This is a genomic window from Curtobacterium sp. MCPF17_047, assembly GCF_003234045.1.
Lineage (GTDB): Bacteria > Actinomycetota > Actinomycetes > Actinomycetales > Microbacteriaceae > Curtobacterium.
The window spans coordinates 121,721-141,397 of sequence record NZ_QKSF01000004.1; the positions used below are offsets into that span (position 1 = coordinate 121,721).

Genomic DNA, 19,677 nt, shown 5'->3' on the forward strand with positions numbered 1-19,677 from the left:
TAGGGGCGCGCACCGACGCGAGGAGGCGCCGTGACCGGACCGGAACCGTGGTGGACGGGAGCCGTCGTCTACCAGGTGTACCCGCGGAGCTTCGCCGACGGCAACGGCGACGGCGTCGGCGACCTCGCCGGGCTGCGGCAGCACCTGGACCACATCGCCGACCTCGGCGTGGACGTCGTCTGGCTGTCGCCGGTCTACCGGTCACCCCAGGCCGACAACGGGTACGACATCGCCGACTACGAGGACATCGACCCGTTGTTCGGCACCATCGACGAGTTCGACGCGCTGCTGGTCGAGGTGCACCGGCGCGGCATGAAGCTCGTCATGGACCTCGTCGTCAACCACTCCAGCGACCAACACCCCTGGTTCCGCGCAGCCCTGCAGTCCCGCACCTGCCCGAAGCACGACTGGTACATCTGGCGCGACCCCGTCGACGGCCACGAGCCGAACGGGTGGCGTGCCGCCTTCGGCGGACCCGCCTGGTCGTGGGACCCCGGCACCGGTCAGTACTACCTGCACATGTTCACGCCGCAGCAACCGGACCTGAACTGGGAGAACCCGGACCTCCGCGCCGCGGTCTACGACATGATGAACCGCTGGCTGGACCGCGGTGTCGACGGCTTCCGGATGGACGTCATCAACCACATCGCCAAGGACGACGACGCCCTCTCCGGTGACAGCGACGCGTACGTCATGCAGCCACGCATCCACGAGCACCTGCAGGAGATGCACGAGCGCGTCTTCGCCGGTCGGGAGGCCCTGCTCACCGTCGGCGAGATGCCCGGTGTCACCGTGGAGGACGCGGCACTCTTCACCGACCCGGAACGCCACGAGCTCGACATGGTGTTCCAGTTCGAACACGTCGGCCTCGACCACGCACCGTCGTCGAAGTTCACCCGGAACGAGACCGACCTGCCGGAGTTGAAGCGCTCACTGGCGCGCTGGCAGACCGGGCTCGAGGACCGCGGGTGGAACTCGCTGTACCTGTCGAACCACGACCAGCCGCGGCCGGTGTCGCGGTTCGGGGCGGCGGCCTCCGGCGGCGACCCCTTCGCGTTCCGGTACGAGTCGGCCACGCTGCTCGCCACCGTGCTGCACCTGCACCGCGGGACCCCGTACGTGTACCAGGGCGACGAGATCGGCATGGTGAACGCCGCCTTCACCACCATCGACCAGTACCGGGACATCGAGTCACACAACTGGTTCCGTGGCGCCGTCGGCCGCGGCATGCCGGAGTCCGAGGCGCTCGAGGCCCTCGCCTTCCGCAGCCGCGACAACGCGCGCACGCCGATCCCGTGGGACGACAGCGCACCCGCCGGGGGGTTCTCCACCACCGAACCGTGGATCGGTATGGGGCAGGGATGGCCGCGCGTCACCGTCGCGGGCGACCGGGCAGCCGGGCAGCGCTCGGTGTACGAGCACCACCGTCGACTCATCGACCTCCGACACCGCTCCCGCACCGTGCGGCTGGGGGCGTTCACACTGCTCGAGGCGGAACACCCGACACTGTGGGCGTTCACGCGGGCCTCGGCGGACACGGACGAGCCGCCGCTCGTCGTCGTCGCGAACCTGTCCGAGGTGGACCTGGAGCTACCGGAGTCGGTCGGGAGGCTCGTGGGGGCGTTCGTCCTGGGGAACCTCGGGGAGCCGCCGGTCGCCGGAACGCTGCGTCCGTGGGAGGCGCGCGTGCACGAGTGCCGGTGACGGGCCTCCCGGGCGGGGCGGGTGGGTTGCCTGGCGTCGTTCGATTGCCTGCAGGCCCGTGCACCTGCCTGGCCGCTCGCCTGTCTGGCCGCTCGCTCGCCTGCCTGGCCGCCTGGGGAACGCAGAACCCCCTCGCTCCGGGAGGAACGAGGGGGTTTCGGAGCCGCCTGTCGGAATCGAACCGACGACCTATTCATTACGAGTGAATCGCTCTACCGACTGAGCTAAGGCGGCGGACGCCCCGGGAATCCGGAGCGGCACGAGAAATCACTGTACAGGATCAGACGAGCGAGCGCGAAACGAGCGCGCCGAGGTCGGCGAAGGATCGCTCGAGTTCATCGACGAGGTGTGCGTCCGCGTCCGACTCGGACCACTCCCACCAGGCGTGACGGAGCGCTGCCATGCCGACGAGCGACGCCAGGCGGGCGCGGCGGCGCACCGCGTCGTCCTCGTCCGACCGAGGCGGACTGCCGTCCCCCGTCGGGTCACGGGTCTCGGGCAGACCGTCCTCGAGCCGCAACCGCTGCTCGACGACCGTCTGGATGCCGGCCTGGAACTCCTTCATCGACGCCATCCGCTGGCTGAAGAGCTCGGGGTTCGCGCGGAGGACCTGCTGTCGCTCCCCGATCAACCCGCGTTCGTCGACGAGTTCGTGCGCCGAGTGCACCAGCAGCGTGCCGAGGTCCGCGAGCAGTTCACCCGTCGGGCCGCCGGCGACGAAGGCCTCGACGTCCTCGCCCTGCGGCAGGGTCGGGTCGTCGCCCAGGATCGCCTGCTCCTTGCTCGGGAAGTAGTTGAAGAACGTCCGTGGCGAGACGTCCGCCCGGCGGGAGACCTCGTCGACGGTGACCGCGGACAGACCGTGCTCGATCGCGATGCGCAGCGCGGCCTGCTGGATCGCCAGGCGAGTGGCGCGCCGCTTCCGCTCGCGGAGGCCCGGTGCAGCGTCGGTCATGCGCCGATCCTCCCACGCCGAGCATCGCGGACGGCCTGAGAACCCTGTCGGGATCGCCAGGCCGAGCCGCCCGGGGCAGCCGGTCAGCGGACGGCGCGGGCGACCGTGACGAGCAGCGCTTCGAGCGCCAGGAGCGCGGCGACGTTGGCACCGATGCGCTGCCGCGCGGTCGCGATCGCGTCGAGGACCTCGAGTGCGGCCGCGGGCGGGACGGACGGCAACGCCCGCTCGAGCTCGTGACGGATCGCCAGGTTCACCGGCTCGGTGGGGGCGCCGAGTCCGAGCAGCAGCAGGTCGCGGTACAGCGAGGAGACGTCGACGAGGATGCGGTCCAGGCCGTCGCGGAGGCTCCGGGTCGCCCGACGCTTCTGGTCCTCTTCGAGCACCCGGAGCTGGGACCGGAGCGCCGGCGGGACGGTGCCGCCCGGCTGGACACCCAGGGACCGGAGTGCTGCATCGCGTTCCTCGGCGTCACGCTCGAGCGTGATCGCCTTGGCGTCCTCGTCCGCCACGGCCAGGAGCGCGGCCGCGGCGTTCACGGCGTCGCCGACGCTGCGGATCGCGAGGACCGTGGTCAGGGTCCGGCGACGACGGTCACGGGCGTCCTCGCTCGTCGCGAGGCGCTGCGCCATGCCGATGTGGCTCTGCGCCTGACGCGCCGCATCGGTGGCGAGGACACGGTCCACGCCGGTCCGGGCCACGATGAGGTCGGCGACCGACTCGATGCCCGGGACGCGCAGGCGGACCGAGCGCACCCGCGAGCGGATCGTCGGCAGCAGGTCGGCCTCGCTCGGAGCGCAGAGGATCCACACCGTGCGCTCCGGCGGTTCCTCGAGTGCCTTCAGCAGCAGGTTCGAGGTCCGCTCCGTCATCCGGTCGGCGTCCTCGACGATCATCACGCGGTACCGGCCGACCGAGGGCGAGAAGTGTGACGAGGTCACCAGCTGCCGGATCTCGTCGATCGTGATGATGACGCGCTGGGTGGTGAGCCGGGCGACGTCCGGGTGGGTGCCGGCGGTGATCAGACGCAGCGTGTGGTCGTCGTCGGGGCCGTTGCCGACCAGGGCGGCGGCGAAGGCTGCGGCGACGTTCGAGCGTCCGGAGCCGGGAGGCCCGGTGATCAGCCACGAATGCGTCATGCCACCCGTGCCGTCGGTCGACTCGGCGGCACTTCGCAGCGCAGCCACGGACTCTTCCTGTCCGGTCAGGCCATCCCACACGCTCACGGGAGGATCCTGCCAGGAGCCACCGACGGGACCGGCCGGTCGTCGGCGCTCGCGCACGTCGTCTCGGTCCGCAGCATCAACCGACCCCGACCAGGCGTGCCACGGCCGAACGGATCCGCTCCTGCACGACGTCCGCCGACTCGGAGGCGTCGACGACGAGGAACCGCTCCGGTTCGGCGCGGGCCATGTCGAGGAAGGCCTGCCGGACGGACTCGTGGAACGTTGCCGCTTCGGACTCGAGGCGGTCGAACACGTCGCCGCGGGCGGCCGCGACACGCGCCCGCCCGAGGCTCACGTCGAGGTCGAGCAGCACCGTGAGGTCCGGCGTCATGCCGTCCGCTGCCCAGTTCGACACCGACCGGATCTGCTCGGCGCCGAGGCCGCGGGCCACGCCCTGGTACGCGACCGAGGAGTCGATGTACCGGTCCTGCAGCACGACGTCACCGCGGGCGACGGCGGGCCGGACGACCGTCTCGACGTGGTGTGCACGGTCGGCGGCGTAGAGCAGCGCCTCGGCCCGGGGCGTCACGTGGCCGCGGTCGTGCAGGACGATCTCGCGGATGCGCTGGCCGAGGTCCGTGCCACCGGGTTCCCGGGTCCGGACGACCCGCCGGCCGTGCGCCCCGAGCCACTGCTCGAGGCGCTCGGCCTGCGTGGTCTTGCCCGCGCCGTCACCGCCCTCGAGGGTGATGAACCAGCCGCGGGAGTCGTCCGTGCGCACTGCTCCGTCCGTGCTCACTTCTTCTTCGCGGGGGCGCGTCGGGCCGGTGCCTTCTTCTTGACCGGGCCCTTGGCACGCTTGTCCGCGAGGAGCTGGACCGCACGCTCGAAGTCCACCGTCTCGACCTCTTCGCCGCGCGGGATCGTGGCGTTCGTCTCGCCGTCGGTGACGTACGGGCCGAAGCGGCCGTCCTTCACCTTGATCGGCTTGCCGGACACCGGGTCGGCGTCGAACTCCTTGAGCGCCGCGCTCGCGGCACGCTTGGCCCCGTACTTCGGCTGCGCGAAGAGCTCGAGGGCACCGGGCAGGTCGACGTCGAAGATCGCGTCCTCGCTCGGCAGGGTCCGGGTGTCCGTGCCCTTCTTGAGGTAGGGCCCGTAGCGACCGTTCTGCGCGGTGATCTCGTCGCCGGACTCCGGGTCCGTCCCGACCGTGCGCGGGAGGTCGAGGAGCTTCAGCGCGGTCTCGAGGTCGACCGACCCCGGGTCCATCGACTTGAAGAGGGAGGCCGTACGCTCCTTCGGGGCCGCTGCCTTCTTGGCCGTGGCCTTCTTCGCGGGCGCCTTCTTCGCGGCGGCGGTCTTCGTGCCGGCGGTCTTCGTGCCGGTCTTCGTCGCGGTCTTCGCGCCCGTCGCCGTGCTCGCTGCCGCCTCTGCAGCCGGTTCTGGTTCAGCCGCCAGGACCTCGCCCGTCGCCGGGTCGACCGACGGCTCGGGCTCCGGCGTGCGCTCGGTCACGTACGGACCGAAGCGGCCGTCCTTCGCCAGGACCTCCTTGCCCGTCTGCGGGTTGATGCCCACCACGCGGTCGCTGACGACCGGCGCCTCGACGAGTTCGCGGGCCTTGTCGAGGGTGAGCTCGTCCGGCGCGATGTCCTCCGGCACGTTGACGCGGCGCGGTTTCTCCGGGTCGTCGCTCGGGGTCTCGATGTAGGGGCCGTACCGACCGATGCGCAGGGTCAGGCCCGGCGCGAGCTCGACCGAGTTGATCTCGCGGGCGTCGATCTCGCCGAGGTTGTCGATGACCGTGCGGAGTCCGCGCTGGTCACCGCCACCGAAGTAGAACTCCTTGAGCCAGTCGACACGGTCTTCCTCGCCGCTGGCGATGCGGTCGAGGTCGTTCTCCATCTCGGCCGTGAAGTCGTACTGCACGAGGTCCCCGAAGTAGTCCTCGAGCAGACGCACGACGCTGAACGCGATCCAGTTCGGCACGAGGGCGGTCCCGCGCTGCGTCACGTACCCGCGGTCCATGATCGTGGAGAGGATCGCGGCGTAGGTCGACGGGCGCCCGATCCCGAGCTCTTCGAGCGTCTTGACCAGGCTGGCCTCGGTGTAGCGCGGAGGTGCGGAGGTGTCGTGCCCCTTGGCCGCCACGTCGGAGACGCCGAGGTGGTCGCCTTCGGCCATCTGCGGCAGCTTCGCGTCGTCCGCGGAGTCGCCCGAGGAGCGCTCTTCGTCGCGGCCTTCTTCGTAGGCGTTGAGGAACCCACGGAAGGTGATGACCGTGCCGGACGCCGTGAACTCGACGTCGGTGCCGCTCGCCGTGGACGCCAGGCCCTCGATCGACTCGGTCGACGCGATCCCGAGCACCACGGACGCGGTGGAGCCCTTGGCATCGGCCATCTGCGACGCGACCGTGCGCTTCCAGATGAGGTCGTAGAGACGGAGGTCGTTGCCGCGGAGGACACCCTCCATCTGCGACGGCGTCTTGAACGTGTCGCCGGCGGGGCGGATCGCCTCGTGGGCCTCCTGCGCGTTCTTGCTCTTGCCTGCGTAGGAACGGGGCTTCGCGGGGATCGAGTCCGCGCCGTAGAGCGCGGTCGCCTGCTTGCGTGCCGCGGTGATCGCCTGCTGCGACAGCGACGCGGAGTCGGTACGCATGTAGGTGATGTGGCCGTTCTCGTACAGCGACTGCGCGACGCTCATCGTCTGACGGGCCGAGAAGCGGAGCTTGCGCGCGGCTTCCTGCTGCAGCGTCGACGTGGTGAACGGAGCTGCCGGTCGGCGTGTGTACGGCTTCGACTCGACGCTGCGGACGACGGCGTCGCCGGCGCGGTCGAGGACCGCGGAGAGCGAGCTCGCCGACCCCTCGTCGAGACGGACGACGTCCGCCGTGGTCTGACCACGGTCGTCGAAGTCACGACCGGAGGCCACGCGCTTGCCCTGGATCCGGGCGAGGCGAGCCGTGAAGGCCCCCTCGTCGGACTTCTCGAAGCGCGCCGTCAGGTCCCAGTAGTTCGCCGAGACGAAGGCGAGACGCTCGCGCTCACGGTCGACGACGAGGCGGGTCGCCGCGGACTGGACACGACCGGCGGAGAGGCCCGGCCCGACCTTGCGCCAGAGCACCGGCGAGACCTCGTACCCGTAGAGCCGGTCGAGGATGCGACGGGTCTCCTGGGCGTCGACCAACGCGGTGTCGAGTTCCCGCGTGGCTTCCTGGGCGCGCTGGATGGCTTCCTTGGTGATCTCGTGGAACACCATGCGCTTGACGGGCACCTTGGGCTTCAGCACCTGGAGCAGGTGCCACGCGATGGCCTCGCCCTCGCGGTCCTCATCTGTTGCGAGGTAGAGCTCGTCGGCGTCCTTCAGCGCACGCTTGAGGTCCGCGACGGTCTTCTTCTTCGCATCGGAGACGACGTAGTACGGCTCGAACCCGTTGTCGACGTCCACCGAGAACTTGCCGAGGGAGCCCTTCTTGAGCTCGGCCGGCAGGTTCTTGGGCTCGACGAGGTCACGGATGTGTCCGACAGACGCCTGGACGTCGTATCCGTCACCGAGGTATTGCGCGATCGTCTTCGCCTTCGCGGGGCTCTCGACGATCACGAGCTTCTTCGTGCCTGGCACGTGACTCCTTGATCGATGGTGCTGATCGGCCGACGGACGTCGTGGAAGCGTCCGGGTCGACCGGGAATTCGGTGACCGGCGGGCCGACAGGCACACCATACACACTCCGGTGGGGATGGCCGGTGGAGCCGGAGCGAGTCCGCTGCACGTGGCTGGACCGCGCGGGCGGCCCACGGCGCGTCGGCCGGCCGTCGCCGCAGCAGGCCGTGGGCCGGCCACGGCGACGGCGTGGGCGGACAGCAGGCCACCGCCGGCAGCCACGTCGACCCGGGCGACCACCCCGTCCACACCGCAGGCGACGAGGACGGCTCCGTTGGCCCGAGCGAGGCGTCCAGCAGCACGGCAGGGCGGGTCCGACACCAGCCCGATGGCCGATGCCGCCGCGGCGAGCGCCGCCGCGTCCGCCGCTCCCCGGGCACGAGCGGCCCCGACCCGGTGACCAGCCGCGCCGAGGAGCGAGCCCGTCACGAGGACGACCACCGCGAGGACGGCCGCGAGCGCCACCGTGGCGGATCCCTGCTCACCAGCCCGCAGGGTGCTGGCCCGCAGCGTGCTGGACCGCGCGTTCCTGGACCGCAGGCCGCCGCGGTGGCCCTCCGTCGCGGTCCGGATCGGTCCGGTCGCGTCAGGACCGGTCACCGGTGTCGGCCTCGTCCACGGCGCAGCCGCTCCCCTGCAGCACGACGTCCGAGAACGGCCCCGCGCCGGCCGGTCGTCCGGCACGGACGCAGACCAGGCCCCCCGCTCGTTCGACACGGACCGTGCCGGCGTCGGCGCGCTCGAGGGCCCGCCGTGCAGCCGGGTCGTCACCGCGCGCGAGGGCCCGGGCAGCGACGGCGGCGGCGGTCTGCAGCCGCCCCTGCCCGTCGACGGCCATCACCCCGGCGATCGCCGCGGCCAAGACCACGGCGAAGACCGGCAGGGCGAGGGCGAACTCGACCGTCACCGATCCGCGGTCACGCCCGGCGTCCTGGTGCTGGTTCCGGCGGTGGTCCTGGTGCTCGTCCCGGTCGTGGCTGACGCGTCGTTCCCCTTTCATGGTGTGAGCGCCGTCCGGTTCATGGTGTGAGCGCCGTCCGGTTCATGGTGTGAGCGCCGTCTGGTTCATGGTGTCAGCGCCGTCCGGACGAGGTCCGTGAGGATCGCCTGCACCTCACCGGACCGCATGACCGCGACGAGGACGCCGGCGAAGGCCACCGCCGCCAGGATGACGACGGCGTACTCGGCGGTGGCGGATCCCCGGTCATCGGACCACCGGCCCGGCGGCCGTGGGCTCGGCGACGGATGCCGTCCGAGCCGCTGTGCTCGTCCAGCCGACGGTGTGTCCGGGGCAGCGTCGGGGTGTCCTTCCTGCATGGCGTCGTTCCTCTCTCTCCTGGCACCGGTCGATCCGGTGCTCGTGATCGGCCCCGCGCGACGTGCGTTCGCGCGGGGACGTGCATCCACCTTCGGCGGACGCGCCCTTCGGCAGGCGCCAGCCGACGGGTCCGTGCAGAGTTCAACGGAGGCCTGTGGATGTGGAGGAGAGGATGCCGAGCACGACGGGCACCACCCCGACCGACACGAACGCCGGCAGCACGCAGACGCCGAGCGGCAGCACCAGTCGCACCCCGAGTCGTTCGGCACGCACCAGGCCCTCGGCGGCTGCATCGGCACGACGGTCGACGGCGCCGGCACGCAGGAGACCGGCCGCCGGGACCCCCGCGTGGTCGGCCAGGGCGAGGGTCTCGACCAGGCACTCCCGGTCCGCGTCGGGCCAGGCCCGGTCGCCGTAGACCGCTTCGACGGTGTGCGCCGCGTCGGTCCACGCGCCGCCTCCGGACAGCGCGACGGCCCAGACCTCGAGCAGGAGGCCGGGTGCCGGTCCGCTGTCGGAGGCCTCGGCAAGCAGGTGGCGGCTCCACCGCGCGGCCACGACCACGAGGGCCACAGCGACGAGGATGCAGCACCACCCGACCGACGTCCCGGTGAGCACCCCGACGGTGTCGACGCCCCATGCCGAACCGAGCAGCACGCCGAACGCCGGGAGCGCCAGGACCACCCTGGCGCTCGCCCGTGGCCCGGCCGTCGCCGTACGGATCGCTCGTTCCGCCGCAGCCCGGTCCCGCAACGACCCCGCGAGCGCCCGCAGTGCGGGCACGACGGGCGCTCCTGTCCGTGCCGCCACGGCGAGCACTCCGTCGATCTCCGGACGACCTCCGGCCGACACCGTGCGCGCTCCCTGCCCGGATCCGGCCACGAGTGCCACGGCCCGGGACGGCGGGACGCCGGCGGACACGAGCACGGCGACCCGGTCCAGCGCCCGCGCCGCGGCGAGCGCGTCGACCGTCCGTGTCACGCTCCGCGGGTCCGTCGATGTGCTCCGCCGGCTGCGCGCGGACCGCGGATCGCCGAGCCGACCGGACCGGGGCCACCCGCGATCACGCTGTCTCCCCGCTCGCCGTCGCCGTCGCCACCCGCACCAGCTGCCCCCGGGGGACCCGCCGGCACCGCGCGAGCCCGTCGCGCCCGTTCCCGGCCGGGCATCCCCGGTCCCCCGGATGCCCCGATCGAGAACGGCATGACCTCGAGCCGTCCCTGCCGGTCCACCCCCAAGCGCCCCACCTCGGCGAGCCGCCGCACGCCGTTCCGACGCTCCACGTGCAGGACGAGGTCGAACGCACTCGCCGCCTGCCGCGCGAGCGACTCCGGGGTGAGACCGGCGAGCGCCCCGAGCGCCTCGAGCCGCGCCGGGACGTCGCCGACCCCGTTCGCGTGGACCGTCCCCGCTCCCCCGTCGTGCCCGGTGTTGAGTGCCGACGTGAGTTCCCGGATCTCGGCGCCCCGACACTCCCCCACGACGATCCGGTCGGGCCGCATCCGCAGCGCTTCCCGGAGGAGTCGTTCGGTGCCGAGCGCGCCGGCACCCTCGGCGTTGGCCTGTCGTGCTTCGAGCGCGACGACGTGGGGGTGGTCGATCCGGAGTTCGGCGACGTCCTCCACCGTGACGATCCGCTCGTCGGTCGGGACCAGGCCGAGCATCGCCGCGAGCAGGGTCGTCTTGCCACTGCCGGTCGCTCCGGTGACCAGGACGTTCCGTCGTTCCTGCACGGCGCGGTCGACCACGGTCTGCGGGACCCGCTCGAAGAACCCGCCGCCGACGAGCCGGTCGATGCTCGGCAGCGCGTCCTGTGGCAGCCGGATCGAGATCGCCGTGCCGCGGACGCTCACCGGAGCGAGGACCGCGTGGACGCGGATGCCGTCGCCGTGTCGGACGTCCGCACATGGAGTGGTCTCGTCGATGTGCCGACCGCCGCGAGCCACCAGGGAACGGGCGAGGTCGCGGGCCCGGGTCTCCGACAGGACGAGTCCGCCGACCGCGGTGAGGCCCGTCCCGCGGTCGGTCCACACCCCGCGTCCCCCGAGCACCAGGACGTCGGTGACACGGTCGTCGGCGACGAGGGGCGCGAGCTCCTCGAAGTCGACGAGCGACGCAGCCTGCCGCTGGTGGTCCGGTCGTGGTGTGCCGGGCAGGAACGGTGCGCGATGCCGGTGCATGTCGGAGACGGTACGGGCCTGGTCGACGGCGGGCGGGCCTCCTGACCGGGTCGGTGGAGAACGCATCCCGCGGGCCCGATCGTGCCGGACTTGTACCCCGATCTCGTCGGCCGTACCCCGTCGCATGCAGCGCGCTGCGGAGCCTCCGACGGTCGGCCAAGAGGGGGACAAGACGGGCACGGACCGCGCTGTCCGCAGGTTCACCAGGACGCGGGGAGCAACCGCGTCGATGGACCGTTCTGTTCACCGTTCCGCGTCCCGCCGCGGATCGAGCGGGGTCGGACCCGCCGCGTGGGCACCGTCACACATGAGGGAACCACGGGAAAAAGAAGAGGCGGCACCTGTTGGGGGGAACGGGTGCCGCCAGGACACCGGCGGATTGGGGGGAATCTTGACCGGCGCCACCGGGAACGAGCCCGGCGGGAACAACTGTACCCCAGGAACGGGATGCGATGACACCGCTGACCGGAGAACGCGATCCTGCGCGTGGATCGGCCTCCCGGTTGCGCGAGGCTGCACCCGAGCATTCCCGGTGACCGAGTTGTCCACCGGCGCCTCGGCGGTGGTGACGCCCGGAGTAGTCTCCGTAGGCGCCCGGTCGTCGACTGCCTCGGTGGGTCCGACCGCGCCCCGGGCGGACGAGACGAGAGGACATCGATGACGATGCCGCAGCAGGACCAGATCCACGACGACCAGACGACCTTCCCGCCGTCCCCGGAGTTCGTGGCCGACGCGGTCGCCGACAGCGGCCTGCACGACGCGGCCAGCGCCGACCGTGTGGCCTTCTGGGCCGAGCAGTCCCGAGCACTGCTGGACTGGCGCACGCCGTTCACGAGCGCGCTCGACTGGTCGGCAGCACCGTTCGCCCGCTGGTTCGCCGACGGCGAGTTGAACGTCGCTGAGAACTGCCTCGACCGTCACGTCCGCGCCGGCAACGGTGACCGCGTCGCCATCAACTTCGAGGGGGCGAACGGCGACACCCGCAGCATCACGTACGCGCAGCTGACCGCGGACGTCCAGCGGGCCGCGAACATGCTCGAAGGGCTCGGCGTGGGTCAGGGCGACCGCGTCGTCGTCTACCTGCCGCTCATCCCGGAGGCCGTGGTCACCATGCTGGCCATCGCACGCCTCGGCGCGATCCACTCCGTCGTCTTCGGTGGGTTCAGCGCCGAGAGCCTGCGCGCCCGCATCGAGGACGCGGGCGCCAAGGTCGTCGTGACGGCGGACGGCGGCTGGCGACGTGGCGCCGTCTCACCCCTCAAGCCCGCGGTCGACGAGGCCCTGCAGGGCGAGGGCACCGCCAGCGTGGAGCACGTCCTGGTGGTGCAGCGCGGCGGCAACGACGTCGACTGGACCGACCGGGACCGCTGGTGGCACGACGAGTTCGCCGCCGCCGCTCCGGAGCACGAGGCCCAGGCCTTCCCCGCCGAGAACCCCCTCTTCATCCTGTACACCTCGGGCACGACCGGGAAGCCCAAGGGCATCGTGCACACCTCGGGCGGGTACCTGACGCAGGCGGCGTACACGCACAAGAACGTGTTCGACATGCACCCGGAGAAGGACGTGTACTGGTGCACCGCCGACATCGGCTGGATCACCGGGCACACCTACGTCGTCTACGGCCCGCTGGCGAACGGCGTGACGCAGGTCCTCTACGAGGGCACGCCGGACGAGCCGAAGCCCGGCCGCTGGTGGGACCTGGTCGACGCGTACGGCGTCACCGTCCTCTACACGGCTCCGACGGCCGTGCGCGCGGCGATGAAGGCCGGCCGCCAGATCCCGGAGGCACGCAGCCTCGAGACCCTGCGCCTGCTCGGCAGCGTCGGCGAACCGATCAACCCCGAGGCATGGCAGTGGTACCGGCAGGTCATCGGCCACGACCGGACGCCGATCGTGGACACGTGGTGGCAGACCGAGACCGGCGGGATCATGATCTCCGCCCTGCCCGGCGTCACGAAGCTCAAGCCCGGTGCGGCCCAGACGCCGCTGCCGGGCATCGTCGCCGAGATCGTCGACGACGACGGACACCGCGTCGACCCCGGCGGCAGCGGTTACCTCACCATCACCGAACCGTGGCCGTCGATGGCGCGCGGCATCTGGGGCGACCCGGACCGGTTCGTCGAGACCTACTGGTCCCGGTTCCCCGGCAAGTACTTCGCCGGCGACGGGGCCCGACTCGACGGACAGGGCGACATCTGGGTGCAGGGGCGCGTCGACGACGTCATGAACGTCTCCGGGCACCGTCTGTCCACCGCCGAGATCGAGTCGGCGCTGGTCGGACACGAGGGTGTCGCCGAGGCGGCCGTCGTCGGTGCCGCCGACGAGACGACCGGGCAGGCCGTGGTCGCGTTCGTGATCCTCACCGCCGAAGCAGCCTCCGACGTCGACCGCGACTCCGCAGCGACGGAACTCCGCAACTGGGTCGGCAAGCGGATCGGCCCGATCGCGAAGCCACGCCAGGTCGTCATCGTCCCCGAGCTGCCGAAGACGCGCTCCGGCAAGATCATGCGGCGCCTCCTCCGCGACGCGGCCGAGGGCCGCCGCATCGGTGACACGACGACGCTGGCCGACCCGACGATCATGGCGACCATCGCGGAACTGATGTAGCTGACGCAGGAAGAGCCTCCAGGCCGGTCGGTCTGGAGGCTCTCCTGCTGTCCGCGGACGGCTTCCGTCCGCCGGTGGTTCAGTCCGTCAACTCGACGATCAGTTCCACCTCGACGGGTGCGTCGAGCGGCAGCACCGCGACGCCGACAGCACTCCGGGCGTGGACGCCCGCTGCACCGAAGACGTCGCCGACGAGCTGCGAGGCACCGTTCGCGACCCCGGGCTGACCGGTGAACGACGGGTCCGAGGCGACGAAGACCGTCACCTTGACGACCTTCGCCACCCGGTCGAGCGACCCGGCGACGCTCTGCACGGCGGCGAGGCCGTTCAGCGCGGCCTGACGTGCCTGCGCGGTCGCGGTCGCGGCGTCGACCTCCGAGCCGACCTTGCCGGTGACCGGGAGGGCGCCGTCGACGAAGGGCAGCTGCCCCGCCGTGAAGACGTGACGGCCAGAGACGACCGCCGGGACGTAGGCGGCGACCGGGGCCGCGACGGCCGGGATCGTGAGGCCGAGCTCGCGCAGGCGGTCCGCGATGCTCACGCGTCGGCCTTCGGACGCTTCAGGTAGGCGACCAGGCCGCCCTCGGGGCCGGTGACGACCTGGACCAGCTCCCAGCCCTCGTCACCGAAGTTGTTGAGGATGGCAGTGGTGTTGTGGATGATCAACGGAGTCGTGAGGTATTCCCAGCGGCGCATGCGGTTCCTTGCCAGCCTTTCAGTCCGAGGTGTCGTTTAGGCTGCATCCTATGTCTGCCCAGAAGACGTCTGCCCGTCGGACCAAGCCCGTCTCCGCAGTCGGCGCCTTCATCGGTTTCGTCGGCTTCAGCGCGCTCGCCGGTCTGCTCGTCACCATCGGTGTCACGCCGGCCATCGCCGTCGCCGGTGTCACGACGACCTCGACGATCGGTGTGTTCGAGTCCCTGCCCGAGTACATCGAGCTCGGTGACCTCCCCCAGCGCAACGAGGTCCTGGCCTACCAGGGCGGCAAGCCCGTGCACCTGGCGACGGTCTACGACCAGAACCGCCAGGAGCTCAAGTTCGACCAGATCAGCGACAACCTGAAGAACGCAGCCATCGACGGCGAGGACAAGCGCTTCTGGGACCACGGCGGTGTCGACATGACCTCGCTGGTCCGCGCCGGTGTGGGCACGGTCGCCGGCGGTGGCCTCGGCGATTCGGGCGGTGGCTCGACGCTGACCATGCAGCTGGTCCGCAACATCAAGATGCAGCAGGCCCTCGAGCTCCCGACCCCGGAGGAGCGCCTCAAGGCCTACAACGAGGCGACGAAGGTCTCGGTCTCCCGCAAGCTCGAGGAGATGAAGCTCGCGATCGGGCTCGCGAAGAAGTACTCGAAGAAGGACATCCTCACCGGGTACCTCAACATCGCCTTCTTCGGCGACCAGACGTACGGCGTCCAGGCGGCAGCCCAGCACTACTTCGGCAAGAACGCCACCGACCTCACGCCGGCCGAGGGCGCGTCGATCCTGGCGATCGTGCAGTCCCCGAACACCCGCAACCTGTCCGACCCCAAGTTCTACGACGCCAACGTCGCCCGACGTGACGTCATCCTCAAGTCGATGTACGCGCAGAAGCACATCGACGAGAAGCAGTTCGACGAGGCCATCAAGTCCAAGCCGGCTGACTACGTGCACCTGACCGACCCGACGCAGGGCTGCAAGGCCGCGGCGGGCAACGGCGCGCAGTTCTTCTGCGATTACGCGGTGCAGGTAGTCAAGGAGATGTCGCAGCTCGGCGCGACGCAGAAGCAGCGCGACGCCGCCTGGCGCAACGGTGGCTACACGATCCAGACCACGCTGAACCTGGACCTGAACAACGCGCAGAAGGACCTGATCAACGCGTACGCCCCGAACACCGAGTCCCGGTTCGCCCTGGGCGGCGTCCTCAACTCGGTCGAGGCCGACACCGGTCGCGTGCTGACGATGGTGCAGAACAAGAACTACAACCAGCTCGCCGCCTGCGGCACGGAGGGTGCTGACCCCAACGCCTGCGCGCCGGCCACCGACACCGGCATCAACTTCAGCGTCGACCAGAAGTACGGCGGTGGCGAGGGCTTCCAGACGGGGTCGACGTTCAAGCCGTTCACCCTGTTGAACTGGCTGCAGAACGGGCACGGCCTGCAGGAGATCGTGAACGGCACGCCGCGCACCTTCTCGAGTTTCACCCAGTGCGATGCTCCGCTGAACGTCAACTACCCGGTGCGGAACGACGCCCCCGGCGAAGGCGGCAACATGACCGTCGAGAACGCCACCTACCGGTCGATCAACAACTCCTACGTCCAGATGGCCCAGAAACTCGACTTCTGTGACATCCGCAAGACCGCGGAGAGCCTCGGTGTCCACCTCGCGAAGCCGCGTGCGACCTCCACCGAGTACGCCGACGACATGTCCAAGCCCACGACCTCCGCAGTCAAGACGAACGCCTCGTTCGTCCTCGGCACGAACTACATCGCTCCGCTGACCATGGCGGCTGCCTACGCCGGCTTGGCCAACAAGGGCAACTTCTGCCGGCCCATCGCGATCGACAACGTGACGAACGCGGACGGCAAGTCGCTCGGCGGCCAGCCGAAGGAATGCACGCAGGCCGTCGACCCACAGGTCACCGCGACCGCGATCTTCGCGCTCAAGAAGGTCCTCACGATCGGTACGGCCCCCGGCGGTCGCACCCCCGACGGCTACGACGAGTTCGCGAAGACCGGCACGACCGACGACGCCGACCAGATCTGGATCGTCGGTGCGTCGACGAAGGTCGCGACCGCTGCTTGGCTGGGCAACACGGTCGGCAAGCAGAACCTCCGGTTCGTCTACGGCCCGAACGGCGCCTACGCCGGCTCCCGTACGGCACTTTGGCGACAGGCCCAGACCGTCGCGAACACCCAGTACCCGGGCGGTCAGTTCGAGACCCCGTCCGCAGCGGCGATCCGCGGCAACAGCATCACCGTCCCGAACGTCGCCGGTCAGACACCCGACGCAGCACGAGCGGCGCTGGCCAACGCAGGACTGACCTACGTCGACGGTGGCGTCCAGGCAGGCGGCGGGACCGCGGGGACGGTCTCCACCACGAGCCCCGCGGCGGGTCTGCAGCTCTCCAAGGGCTCGAGCGTGACCGTCTTCACCACGGACGGCTCGCAGGCCTCGGTGCCCGACGTCGGGGGCGAGAAGGTCGACGACGCTCGTTCCGAACTGTCGGGGGCCGGGTTCACGAACGTTGCGATAGCCGGCGACTACGAGCGTGGCGACGGCAAGAACGAGTGCACCGTGGCGGCGATCGCCCCGGGCGCCGGGACCGCTGTCGCCAAGGGCAGCGGCGTGACCCTGAAGCTGTTCGGCAACAAGGACGGCAAGGCTCCGAAGGCCTGCCGATGACGCGCGGCCGCGGCGCCCTCGGCGTCCTGGCCGCGGGTGCCGCGGTTGGCGTCGCCTCTGCTGCGTGGGGGTCACTGGTCGAGCGTCGACGGTTCGGTATCCGGTGGGAGACCGTCCCCGTCCTACCCGCGGGTTCTCGGGACGTGACGGTGCTGCACCTCTCCGACATCCACATGGCGCCGTGGCAGGCCGACAAGCAGCAGTGGATCCGCGATCTCAGCCTGGTCGAGCCGGACTTCATCGTGAACACCGGCGACAACCTCGGGCACGAGACCGCCAACGCTGCCGTCGAGTACGCCCTCGAGCCGTTCCGGGGTGTCCCCGGTGCCTTCGTGTACGGCTCGAACGACTTCTTCGCGCCGTCGCCGCGCAACCCCGTGAAGTACCTCTCCGGCCCGAGTTCGATGCGGCCGGAGACCCAGCCGGTCCGGCTCGACGTCGACCGGCAGACGGCGTTCTTCGAGTCGCTCGGGTGGCTCGACCTCAATGACCAAGCCCGCGCGATCGAGGTCCGCGGTTCACGCTTCGAGCTCTTCGGCACCTCCGACGCGCACCGGGACTGGGACCGCCTGGACCTGCTGCCGGCGAACGTCGACGAGATGCGCTCCGAGGTCCCCTGGTCCGAGGACGAATCCGGCCCCTCCCCCGTCTCCATCGGGGTCACGCACGCGCCGTACCGCCGCGTGCTGGACGCCTTCGTCACACAGGGTGCGGACGTCGTGTTCGCCGGACACACCCACGGCGGCCAGGTCGCGGTCCCCGGGATCGGGGCACTGGTCACGAACTCGGACCTCCCCCGTCGGTACGCCAGCGGTCTGCACCAGTGGCAGAACCGCACGCACTGGTCATGGCTCAACGTCTCGGCCGGTCTCGGGACCTCGATTTACGCCCCGATCCGGTTCGCGGTGCGGCCCGAGGCCGTCGTCGTCACCCTCACCGCCCGAGGCTGACGCCGCGCCGACACGTCGCGCTGTGCCTCGGCGTTCCCGCGCACACGTTCCGGCACCCGTCGGCGCCTCCGCGGAGTCGTGCGCGTTGTAGTCCACTGGCCGAAAGCGACAGATGTGCGCGGTACGGCGGCGCCGTTCTGTCGCTTTCGCGTCCGGGATCCCCGCACCGGTCCGCGGGGACCGCGACCGGCCGCGCGGCACGGACTGGAGGCGCGGCTCGACCCGCCTCGTCGCAGCTGGACCGCGACGCGCCCGGCCGGTACAGCGTGGTCGTGAGCACCCCCGAACATCGGGTAGACTTCTGGGGTTGCTCCGGGAACGGAGTGACCACACCGCGGGGTGTGGCGCAGCTTGGTAGCGCGCGTCGTTCGGGACGACGAGGTCGCAGGTTCAAATCCTGTCACCCCGACAGCCACGGCCCTGGTTCCACTCGGAACCAGGGCCGTTCTGTATCCCCGGGCTGTTCTGCGTTTCAGGGCCGTTCTGCGTTCCAGGGCCGTTCTGCATCCCAGGGGTCGGTCCGGACCTCCCGCCGGAGCCATCGCCCCGGCACCGCCTCGGCCTCCGCCGCCGCACAACGAGAACCGGTCCGCACCACGGTCTCCCGCGGCGCGAACCGGTTGCAACACGACGGATCCGCGCGGAGGCTGCCCGCACCCGGCGAACCCGCTCCCTAGCCGACCGCGACGCCCGCGCGGACCAGCCGCCCCTCGGCGTGCAGTCCGGCGACGACCTCGAGCGCCTGGTGCCGGTAACGCGACTGCGCCGCTCCCGGAGCGACGATCACGCCGTCCGCACCGGTGGACTCGACCAGGTCGTTGATCTTCGCCGCGACCTCGTCCCGCGTGCCGTACGCCTGACGCTCGGTGCGCGCGGCGATGAACCGACGCTCGAGGTCCGAGAACTGGTAGGCGCGGGCCTCGTCCATCGACACCGGCTCGGGCTTCGTCCCCTGACGCATCCGGATGAACGAGATCATGCCCGGGGCACTCTGCTCATCGACCACGCCCGGGTCCTCGTCAGTGACGACCTGCACGCCGATCAGGGCGAGCGGCTCGGACCGGAAGCGGGAGGGTCGGAACGACTGGTGGTAGAGCGCGAGGGCTGCTTCGGTGTTGTCCGAGGCGAAGTGGTGCGCGAACGCGAAGGCGATCCCGAGCGCACCGGCGACCTGTGCGCTGTAGCCGGAGGAACCGAGCAGCCAGAACTCGGGAACGTCGCCGTAGCCGGGGACGGCGCGGATCCTGGAGAGCGGGTTCGACTCCTCCATGCCGGTGAAGAACCCGACCAGGTCGGCGAGCTGCTGCGGGAAGTCGTCGACGTCCAGTCGGTCCGTGCGACGCAGGGCCATCGCCGTCGCACCGTCCGTCCCGGGTGCGCGGCCGATGCCGAGGTCGACGCGGTCGCCGTACAGCGCGCGCAGGGTGCCGAACTGCTCGGCGATGACGAGGGGTGCGTGGTTCGGCAGCATCACGCCACCGGAGCCGATGCGGATGGTGGAGGTGGCAGCTCCCACGGCGCTGAGCAGGACGGCGGGTGCCGACGAGGTGATCCCGGGCATGCCGTGGTGTTCGGCGACCCAGAAGCGTTCGTAGCCGAGCTGCTCGGCCCGGACGGCCATGTCGATCGAGCCCTGCAGGGCCTCGGTGTTCGACTGGCCGTACTCGCGCGTGGCGAGGTCGAGGACGGAAAGGTGCAGGGGTGCGTCGCTCATGACGAAGCCAACGTGGGACGACCCGCGACCATTCCGC

15 protein-coding genes and 2 tRNA genes are annotated in these 19,677 nt (G+C 71.0%); 5 read left to right on the forward strand and 12 right to left on the reverse strand.

What is annotated here, in order from left to right:
- Positions 1–30 precede the first annotated feature (30 nt).
- A complete protein-coding gene (locus tag DEJ33_RS05820; protein WP_111194465.1) occupies positions 31–1,704 on the forward strand; it encodes an alpha-glucosidase in 1,674 nt (557 codons plus the stop codon).
- A 161-nt stretch (positions 1,705–1,865) separates the two neighbouring features.
- Here the strand turns inward: DEJ33_RS05820 and DEJ33_RS05825 are convergent.
- The 9 genes from DEJ33_RS05825 to DEJ33_RS05865 form a co-directional block, all read right to left on the reverse strand.
- Positions 1,866–1,938: transfer RNA gene (locus DEJ33_RS05825), tRNA-Thr, on the reverse strand.
- Between the two features lie 46 nt (positions 1,939–1,984).
- On the reverse strand, positions 1,985–2,659 hold the full coding sequence (locus DEJ33_RS05830; RefSeq protein ID WP_111194466.1) for a TetR/AcrR family transcriptional regulator: 675 nt from the start codon (positions 2,657–2,659) through the stop codon (positions 1,985–1,987).
- 83 nt (positions 2,660–2,742) lie between these two features.
- A complete protein-coding gene (locus tag DEJ33_RS05835; protein WP_111194467.1) occupies positions 2,743–3,885 on the reverse strand; it encodes a DNA polymerase III subunit delta' in 1,143 nt (380 codons plus the stop codon).
- 76 nt (positions 3,886–3,961) lie between these two features.
- The gene (gene tmk, locus DEJ33_RS05840; RefSeq protein ID WP_111044356.1) at positions 3,962–4,606 is read right to left on the reverse strand and encodes a dTMP kinase; all 645 of its coding nucleotides are present in this window, start codon (positions 4,604–4,606) and stop codon (positions 3,962–3,964) included.
- Between the two features lie 14 nt (positions 4,607–4,620).
- A complete protein-coding gene (topA, locus tag DEJ33_RS05845) occupies positions 4,621–7,449 on the reverse strand; it encodes a type I DNA topoisomerase (RefSeq protein ID WP_111194468.1) in 2,829 nt (942 codons plus the stop codon).
- Between the two features lie 625 nt (positions 7,450–8,074).
- Complete coding sequence (locus DEJ33_RS05850) at positions 8,075–8,488, reverse strand: TadE/TadG family type IV pilus assembly protein (RefSeq protein WP_111194469.1); 414 nt, start codon at positions 8,486–8,488, stop codon at positions 8,075–8,077.
- A gap of 65 nt (positions 8,489–8,553) precedes the next feature.
- The gene (locus DEJ33_RS05855) at positions 8,554–8,805 is read right to left on the reverse strand and encodes a DUF4244 domain-containing protein (protein WP_111078255.1); all 252 of its coding nucleotides are present in this window, start codon (positions 8,803–8,805) and stop codon (positions 8,554–8,556) included.
- Between the two features lie 142 nt (positions 8,806–8,947).
- Positions 8,948–9,787, reverse strand: a complete 840-nt coding sequence (locus DEJ33_RS17150) for a type II secretion system F family protein (protein ID WP_181437259.1) — start codon at positions 9,785–9,787, stop codon at positions 8,948–8,950.
- Positions 9,784–10,986, reverse strand: coding sequence for a TadA family conjugal transfer-associated ATPase (locus DEJ33_RS05865; RefSeq protein WP_111194470.1), 1,203 nt, complete (start codon positions 10,984–10,986; stop codon positions 9,784–9,786). Before DEJ33_RS05865 ends, DEJ33_RS17150 begins: the two co-directional genes overlap by 4 nt.
- Positions 10,987–11,643: 657 nt before the next feature.
- On the opposite strand from DEJ33_RS05865, the gene acs reads away from it, so the two are divergent.
- Positions 11,644–13,593 carry an acetate--CoA ligase gene (gene acs / locus DEJ33_RS05870; RefSeq protein WP_181437260.1) on the forward strand — a complete coding sequence of 650 codons (1,950 nt, stop codon included), beginning with the start codon at positions 11,644–11,646 and terminating at the stop codon, positions 13,591–13,593.
- 79 nt (positions 13,594–13,672) lie between these two features.
- On the opposite strand, the gene DEJ33_RS05875 is transcribed toward acs, so the two are convergent.
- On the reverse strand, positions 13,673–14,134 hold the full coding sequence (locus DEJ33_RS05875) for a RidA family protein (RefSeq protein ID WP_111078257.1): 462 nt from the start codon (positions 14,132–14,134) through the stop codon (positions 13,673–13,675).
- Positions 14,131–14,289 (reverse strand): hypothetical protein, encoded by a 159-nt coding sequence (locus DEJ33_RS17155; RefSeq protein WP_166781082.1) that lies wholly within the window; start codon positions 14,287–14,289, stop codon positions 14,131–14,133. The genes DEJ33_RS05875 and DEJ33_RS17155 overlap by 4 nt, the downstream gene beginning before the upstream one ends.
- 50 nt (positions 14,290–14,339) lie before the next feature.
- Between DEJ33_RS17155 and DEJ33_RS05880 the strand changes: the two genes are divergently transcribed.
- The 3 genes from DEJ33_RS05880 (at position 14,340) to DEJ33_RS05890 (ending at position 18,335) form a co-directional block, all read left to right on the forward strand.
- Positions 14,340–16,976, forward strand: coding sequence for a transglycosylase domain-containing protein (locus DEJ33_RS05880; protein WP_111078258.1), 2,637 nt, complete (start codon positions 14,340–14,342; stop codon positions 16,974–16,976).
- Positions 16,973–17,926, forward strand: coding sequence for a metallophosphoesterase (locus tag DEJ33_RS05885; protein WP_111078259.1), 954 nt, complete (start codon positions 16,973–16,975; stop codon positions 17,924–17,926). The genes DEJ33_RS05880 and DEJ33_RS05885 overlap by 4 nt, the downstream gene beginning before the upstream one ends.
- 335 nt (positions 17,927–18,261) lie before the next feature.
- Positions 18,262–18,335, forward strand: a tRNA-Pro gene (locus tag DEJ33_RS05890).
- 264 nt (positions 18,336–18,599) lie between these two features.
- Here the strand turns inward: DEJ33_RS05890 and DEJ33_RS05895 are convergent.
- On the reverse strand, positions 18,600–19,640 hold the full coding sequence (locus DEJ33_RS05895) for an LLM class flavin-dependent oxidoreductase (RefSeq protein WP_111078260.1): 1,041 nt from the start codon (positions 19,638–19,640) through the stop codon (positions 18,600–18,602).
- Positions 19,641–19,677 lie beyond the last annotated feature (37 nt).

Bases quoted from the DNA above. Each gene is read 5' to 3' on its own strand.
- DEJ33_RS05830 (WP_111194466.1), bottom strand. From the start codon at position 2,659: ATGACCGACGCTGCACCGGGCCTCCGCGAGCGGAAGCGGCGCGCCACT.
- DEJ33_RS05850 (WP_111194469.1), bottom strand. From the start codon at position 8,488: ATGAAAGGGGAACGACGCGTCAGCCACGACCGGGACGAGCACCAGGAC.
- DEJ33_RS05855 (WP_111078255.1), bottom strand. From the start codon at position 8,805: ATGCAGGAAGGACACCCCGACGCTGCCCCGGACACACCGTCGGCTGGA.
- DEJ33_RS05865 (WP_111194470.1), bottom strand. From the start codon at position 10,986: ATGCACCGGCATCGCGCACCGTTCCTGCCCGGCACACCACGACCGGAC.
- acs (WP_181437260.1), top strand. From the start codon at position 11,644: ATGACGATGCCGCAGCAGGACCAGATCCACGACGACCAGACGACCTTC.
- DEJ33_RS17155 (WP_166781082.1), bottom strand. From the start codon at position 14,289: ATGCGCCGCTGGGAATACCTCACGACTCCGTTGATCATCCACAACACC.
- DEJ33_RS05880 (WP_111078258.1), top strand. From the start codon at position 14,340: ATGTCTGCCCAGAAGACGTCTGCCCGTCGGACCAAGCCCGTCTCCGCA.
- DEJ33_RS05885 (WP_111078259.1), top strand. From the start codon at position 16,973: ATGACGCGCGGCCGCGGCGCCCTCGGCGTCCTGGCCGCGGGTGCCGCG.
- DEJ33_RS05895 (WP_111078260.1), bottom strand. From the start codon at position 19,640: ATGAGCGACGCACCCCTGCACCTTTCCGTCCTCGACCTCGCCACGCGC.